General features: G+C 71.2%; 6 protein-coding genes. 3 read left to right on the plus strand and 3 right to left on the minus strand.

Going from position 1 to position 6,881, the window contains the following annotated elements; all coding sequences use genetic code 11:
* Positions 1-800 (minus strand): amino acid permease (locus tag ACWGIU_RS24910; protein ID WP_453709246.1); only part of this gene is annotated, 800 nt, incomplete at its 3' end.
* Between the two features lie 123 nt (positions 801-923).
* Positions 924-1,670, minus strand: coding sequence for a FadR/GntR family transcriptional regulator (locus ACWGIU_RS24915; RefSeq protein ID WP_453709248.1), 747 nt, complete (start codon positions 1,668-1,670; stop codon positions 924-926).
* A gap of 77 nt (positions 1,671-1,747) precedes the next feature.
* Here ACWGIU_RS24915 and ACWGIU_RS24920 point away from each other — a divergent pair, with 77 nt between their 5' ends.
* From ACWGIU_RS24920 to ACWGIU_RS24930, 3 genes are all read left to right on the plus strand, one after another.
* Entirely contained in the window at positions 1,748-3,112 is a 1,365-nt protein-coding gene (locus tag ACWGIU_RS24920; RefSeq protein ID WP_453709250.1) for a glutamine synthetase family protein, read from the plus strand.
* A 70-nt stretch (positions 3,113-3,182) separates the two neighbouring features.
* Complete coding sequence (locus tag ACWGIU_RS24925) at positions 3,183-4,529, plus strand: aldehyde dehydrogenase family protein (RefSeq protein ID WP_453709252.1); 1,347 nt, start codon at positions 3,183-3,185, stop codon at positions 4,527-4,529.
* Between the two features lie 5 nt (positions 4,530-4,534).
* Positions 4,535-5,320, plus strand: a complete 786-nt coding sequence (locus ACWGIU_RS24930; RefSeq protein WP_453709254.1) for a 3-oxoacyl-ACP reductase — start codon at positions 4,535-4,537, stop codon at positions 5,318-5,320.
* 196 nt (positions 5,321-5,516) lie between these two features.
* Here the strand turns inward: ACWGIU_RS24930 and ACWGIU_RS24935 are convergent, their stop codons facing one another.
* Positions 5,517-6,719 carry an amino acid deaminase/aldolase gene (locus tag ACWGIU_RS24935; RefSeq protein WP_453709256.1) on the minus strand — a complete coding sequence of 401 codons (1,203 nt, stop codon included), beginning with the start codon at positions 6,717-6,719 and terminating at the stop codon, positions 5,517-5,519.
* Positions 6,720-6,881: the final 162 nt, after the last annotated feature.

Consider the following 6,881-nt stretch of genomic DNA (forward strand, 5'->3'; position numbering starts at 1 on the left):
GAGATGGAGAGGGCCTTCGGCATCGAGCGGACCGGGTCCTTGGCCTCCTCGGCCGCCAGCGGTACACCCTCGACGCCGAGGAAGAACCACATGCCGAAGGGGAACGCGGCCCAGATGCCCAGCACGCCCAGCGGCAGCCAGGAGTTGGAACCGAAGGCGTCCGCGTCGACGGGGATGTCGTTCAGGCCGGAGGCGTCGAACTCGGTGAAGGCCCCCACCGCGAAGATCAGCAGCGCGGCGACGGCGATCGCGGTCACGACGAGGCTGAAGCGCAGTGCCTCGCCGACGCCCCAGAGGTGGACGCCGATGAAGATGACGAAGCAGCCGAGGTAGACCGGCCAGCTGGAGGTGAGCCCGAAAAGGCCGAGGGACTCGACGTAGTCACCGATGAAGATGACGATCGCGGCCGGGGCCAGGATGTATTCGATCAGGATGGCGGTGCCGGTGAGAAAACCGCCCCACGGGCCGAGCGCGCGGCGGGCGAAGCCGTAGCCGCCGCCCGCGGTCGGCAGGATGGTCGACAGCTCGGCGAGCGAGAAGACCAGACAGGCGTACATCGCGCCCATGAGGACGGTGGCGATGGCGAGGCCGCCGAAGCCGCCCTTGTCGAGGCCGACGTTCCAGCCGGAGAAGTCCCCGGAGACGACGTAGGCGACGCCGAGACCGGTGAGCAGCAGCCAGCCGGCGCTGCCGCGGCGCAGAGTCCGGCGCGCGAGGTACTCGTCGGGGCTGTCCCCGCCGTCGGGGGAACGGGTGGGTGCGGGTACGGCGGTGAGCCGTGCCTCGATGTCGTCGGCCATCGTGCGCTCCTGCCTCAGGGCAATGGTTGTGGGGCGTACCTTTGCCTTAGGGCGGGGGAGTGCGCAAGACCTCTGCGTTAAACAGAAGTTACGAAACCCTCTCGGACGGCCCCCCGGCGCCGCTCAGGCGAGGAACCCCCGCAGCAGCGCCGCCGTGCCGCAGCAGTGCTCGCGCATGGTTTCCCGGGCCCTGTCGGCGTCGCCCTCCAGCACTGCCTCCACCAGCGTGCTGTGCTGCTGCTGGGAGTGCTCCAGGTTGCGTACGAGCAACGGGATGCAGTCCAGCAGGTCGTTCACGCCGGCCCGGACGGCCGCGTACTGGGCCGTCAGGGTGGCGGAGCCGGCCAGTTCGCACAAGGTGAGGTGGAAGAGCGTGTCCTGGCGGCGATAGTCGGCGAGCGGGGCGTCATGGGTGGCGGCCAGGGCGCCGAGCAGTCGTTCGGTGCCCTCCTCGGTCAGGCCCTGGGAGGCGCACAGTCCGGCCGCCCCCACCTCCAGGACCTCGCGGAACAGCAGGACGTCCTCGATGTCCACCCCCGCGACGCGCCGGCGCAGTTCCTCCTCGGCGCCGCCGGCCGGGGGGTCGGGCCGGGGCAGCACGAACGTTCCGCCGTACCGCCCGCGCCGGGCCTCGACCAGCCCCTGGTCCTGCAGCACCTTCAGCACCTCGCGCAGGGTGACCCGGCTGATTCCCATCCGCTCGGCCAGCTCGCGCTCGGGCGGCAGCCGTTCGCCGCCCGGCACCAGACCCAGTCGGACCACCTGCAGGATCTGCTCCAGCGCCTCCTCGAAACCGTTGCCCGCCCGCACCTGGCGCAGTACGGGATTCAGTCGCGCGATGGCGCCGCCTTCGCTCGCCGTATCGGTCATCTCGGCTCCTCCCCTTCCCAAGCAATGGTTCTATTCAATACCTTAGGCCTCCTCGGCTCACCGAAGGAGAGATTCCAGTGGTAGACCGCAAGCCGCCGCTCGCGCCCGAGGAGCTCCGCTCCCTCGTCGCCAGCGGTGAGATCGACACAGTCGTCCTGGCCTTCCCCGACATGCAGGGGCGGCTCCAGGGCAAGCGGTTCGCCGCACAGTTCTTCCTCGACGAGGTCCTCGAACACGGTACCGAGGGCTGCAACTACCTCCTCGCCGTCGATACCGACATGAACACCGTCGACGGTTACGAGATGTCCTCCTGGGACCGGGGCTACGGCGACTTCGCCATGCACCCCGACCTCGCCACCCTGCGCCGCATCCCCTGGAACCCCGGCAGCGCCTTCCTCCTCGCCGACCTCGCCTGGAACGACGGCTCGCCCGTCGTCGCCGCGCCCCGGCAGATCCTGCGCCGCCAGCTGGAACGCCTCGCCGAGGCCGGGTACACCGCGATGGTCGGCACCGAGCTGGAGTTCATGGTCTTCAAGGACACCTACGAGCAGGCCTGGAACTCCGGCTACCGCGGCCTGACCCCGGCCAACCAGTACAACATCGACTACTCCGTCCTCGGCACCGGCCGCATCGAACCCCTGCTGCGCCGGATCCGCAACGAGATGCAGGCCGCGGGCCTGATCGTCGAGTCGGCCAAGGGGGAGTGCAACCTCGGCCAGCACGAGATCGCCTTCCGCTACGACGAGGCGCTCACCACCTGCGACCAGCACTCCGTCTACAAGACCGGAGCCAAGGAGATCGCCTCCCAGGAAGGTGTCTCGCTCACCTTCATGGCCAAGTTCGACGAGCGCGAGGGCAACTCCTGTCACATCCACCTCTCGCTGGCCGACGCCGACGGACGCAACGCGATGGCCGGGGACGGGCCGGGCGGAATGTCACCGGTGATGCGGCACTTCCTGGCCGGCCAGCTGGCCGCGCTGCGCGACTTCTCCCTTCTCTACGCCCCCAACATCAACTCGTACAAGCGTTTCCGGCCGGGATCCTTCGCCCCGACCGCCGTCGCCTGGGGCGTGGACAACCGGACCTGCGCGCTGCGGGTCGTCGGCCACGGTCGCTCCATGCGCTTCGAGAACCGCCTTCCCGGCGGCGACGTCAACCCCTACCTCGCCGTCGCCGGCCTGGTCGCGGCCGGGCTCTACGGCATCGAGCACCGCCTGGAGCTGCCCGAGGCCTGCGGCGGGAACGCGTACACCGCCGACTACGCCCACGTCCCCGCCACCCTGCGCGAGGCCGCCGAGCTCTGGGAGAACAGCGAGATCGCCAAAGCCGCCTTCGGCCCGGAAGTGGTCGCGCACTACCGGAACATGGCCCGCGTGGAACTCGACGCCTACGACTCCGCGGTGACCGACTGGGAGCTGCGCCGCTCCTTCGAACGCCTGTAGCCACCGCACACCATCGAATGAAACTGTGAGGCCCCACGTGTCCGATGCGCCGGCCCCCGTCCATCTCAGAGTGTTGAATCCGGCCACCGAGGAAACCGTCGCCATCGTCCCGGCCGCCACACGGGACGATGTCGACGCCGCCGTCGCCCGGGCCGCCGCGGCCCAGCGCGCCTGGGCGGCGGCCACCCCCGCCGACCGGGCCCGGCTGCTTCGCCGCTTCGCCGCGGTCGTCGACGGCCACATCGAGGAACTGGCCCAGCTGGAGGTCCGTGAAGCCGGCCACACCATCGGCAACGCCCGCTGGGAAGCCGGCAACGTCCGTGACCTGCTCGACTTCGCCGCCGGGGGAGTGGAACGGCTCTCCGGCCGCCAGATCCCCGTCGCCGGCGGCATCGACGTCACCTTCCTCGAACCCCTCGGCGTCATCGGCGTGATCGCCCCGTGGAACTTCCCCATGCCGATCGCCGCCTGGGGCCTGGCCCCGGCCCTCGCCGCCGGCAACGCCGTCATCCTCAAGCCCGCCGAGACCACCCCGCTGACCGCCCTGCGCCTCGCCGAACTCGCCCTCGAAGCCGGGATCCCCGAACACCTCTTCCAGGTGCTCCCCGGCCGCGGCGACGTCACCGGCGACGCGCTCGTCGAACACCCCGGCGTCGCGAAGATCGTCTTCACCGGGTCCACCCGCGTCGGCAAGCAGATCATGGCCAAGTGCGCCGACCGGGTGAAGCGCGTCACCCTCGAACTCGGCGGCAAGAGCCCCAACATCGTCTTCGCCGACGCCGACCTCGAAGCAGCGGCCGCCGCCGCCCCCATGGCCTTCCTCGACAACACCGGACAGGACTGCTGCGCCCGCACCCGGATCCTCGTACAGCGCTCGGCCTACGACCGCTTCCTGGAGCTCGTCGCCCCCGGCATCGCGGCCGTGACCGTGGGCGACCCGCTCGACGAGAAGACGCAGATGGGCCCGCTGATCTCACGGACCCAGCTGGACCGCGTACGGTCCTTCGTCACCGACGACCTCACCGCGATCCGCGGTACCGCCCCCGAGGGCCCCGGCTTCTGGTACCCGCCCACCCTCGTCACGGACGTCGCCCCCACCGCGCCCGTGGCCGCCGAGGAGGTCTTCGGGCCGGTCGCCGTCGTCCTGCCCTTCGAGGACGAGGAGGACGCCGTACGCCTGGCCAATGCGACCGAGTACGGGCTCTCCGGCTCTCTCTGGACCCGCGACATCGGGCGCGCGCTGCGCGTCTCGCGCGCCGTCGCCGCCGGCAACCTGTCCGTCAACTCCCACAGCAGCGTCCGCTACTGGACCCCCTTCGGCGGCTACAAGCAGTCCGGACTCGGCCGCGAGCTCGGACCCGACGCCCTCACCGCTTTCACCGAGACCAAGAACGTCTTCATCAGCACGGAGGCCTGAAGCACATGTCCAACGAAGAGATCATCTGCCGCCGCCTGGTCGGCCGTACCGCCGTCATCACCGGAGCCGGCAGCGGCATCGGCCTCGCCACCGCCCGCCGCTTGGCCTCCGAGGGCGCCAACATCGTCTGCGGCGACATCGACGAGACCGCCGGCAAGGCGGCGGCCGAAGAGGTCGGCGGCACCTTCGTCAAGGTCGACGTCACCAGCCCCGAGGAGGTCGAGGCGCTCTTCAGGACGGCCTTCGACACCTACGGCTCCGTGGACATCGCCTTCAACAACGCGGGCATCTCGCCCCCGGACGACGACTCCATCCTGACCACCGGCCTGGAGGCCTGGAAGCGCGTCCAGGACGTCAACCTCACCTCCGTCTACCTCTGCTGCAAGGCGGCCCTGCCCTACATGCAGCGCCAGGGCCGCGGCTCCATCATCAACACCGCCTCCTTCGTCGCCATCATGGGCGCCGCCACCTCCCAGATCTCCTACACCGCGTCCAAGGGCGGGGTCCTGGCCATGTCCCGCGAGCTCGGCGTCCAGTTCGCCCGTGAGGGCATCCGCGTCAACGCCCTGTGCCCGGGGCCCGTGAACACCCCCCTGCTGCAGGAACTGTTCGCCAAGGACCCCGAGCGCGCCGCCCGCCGCCTCGTCCACATCCCCCTGGGCCGCTTCGCCGAATCCACGGAGATCGCCGCCGCCGTCGCCTTCCTCGCCAGCGACGACTCCTCCTTCATCAACGCCACCGACTTCCTCGTCGACGGCGGTATCTCCGGCGCGTACGTGACCCCGCTGTAGGCCCCGCCGGCACCGCATACCGGCCGGCCGGGTACCGCAAGGCGGCTCGGCCGGTCCCTCAGGGCTGTCCGAGACCTTCGGCGTACGCGGCGCGGCCGCCGAGAAGGTCCCCCGCATGGTCATGGGGCCAGAAAGCGGAGGACCGATCCCTGCCCGTGCGCGAGGACCGGCAACGTCGGCCACGACGGCACCGACATCAGAGGAAGGTGCGCCCCTCACCCCGGTAGGTCGGCACGCTCTCGCTGACCCGGTCGCCCTCGATCAGGTGCAAGGTGTCGAACCGCTCGCACAGTTCGCCCGCCTTCGCGTGCCGGAACCAGACCCGGTCGCCGATCAGCAGATCGTCGGCCGGGCTGCCCAGCAGCGGGGTCTGCACCTCGCCCGCGCCCTCCTGGGGGTCGTAGCGGAGCCCCTGGGGCAGGTACGGGACCGGCAGCCGGTCCGCCCCGGCCGCCCCGGAAGCCGGATACCCGCCCCCGAGCACCGTCACCACACCCACCCCGGGCCTGCGCACCACGGGCTGCGCGAACAGGGCCGCCGGACGCCCGCTGAACGACGTGTAGTTGTCGAAGAGCCGGGGCATGTACAGGCCCGAACCCGCCGCGATCTCGGTCACCGCGTCCTCGGCGGCCGTCTGCTGCACGCTGCCGGTACCGCCGCCGTTGACGAACTCCAGATCCGGTACGACGGCCCGCACGGCTCGCACCACCTCGGCCCGCCGCGCCGCCAGCTCCTTGCGGGCGGCGCCCTGCATCAGCCGGATCGTCCGGGACCGCAGCGGGCGACCCGCCAGCGAGTCCCCGACCCCGGCGACATGACCCTCGTACGCCATCAGCCCCACGACCCGGAACCCGGGCCGGGCGGCCACCGCCCGGGCCAGCCCGGCCAGCTGCGCGGGCTCGCGCAGCGGAGACCGGCGGGCCCCGATCCGTACCCGGCCGCCGAGCAGCCGCAGAGCCGTGTCCAGCTCCAGACAGACCCGGATCTCCTCGGCGCCGCCGTCCCGGGCCGCGTCGATCAGGTCCAGCTGCGCGGGATCGTCCACCACCACCGTGACCGCGCCGGCCAGCTTGGCGTCGTTCGCCAGCTCGCCGAAGCCGGCCCGGTCGGCGGAGGGATAGGCGAGGAGCACGTCCTCGAACCCGGACCGGGCCAGCCAGAGCGACTCGGCGAGGGTGTACGACATGATCCCGGCGAACCCGGGGCGGGCGAGGACCCGTTCCAGCAGCGCACGGCACCGGACCGACTTGCTCGCGACCCGGACCGGCTTGCCGGCGGCGCGGCGGACGAGATCGTCGGCGTTGGCGTCGAACGCGTCGAGATCCACGATGGCCAGCGGCGCGTCCAGGTGCGCGGTCGCCCGGTCGTACCGGGCGCGGTCGGTGGCGGCGGAGTTCATGGGCGGCAGCTTGCCAGAGGTCTCTACCGGTGGGTAGGGGTTCCCCGCCCCGCCCTTCCGTCGTTTCCCTAGTGCTGTGGCCGGGAAGGTTTGCCGGGTTGCGGCGTCCGGTGTGGTGCATCGCAAGGCGGAGGGCCGCGGCTCGTACTGGACGTACTCGCG

The organism is Streptomyces sp. NPDC054840, from assembly GCF_053611065.1.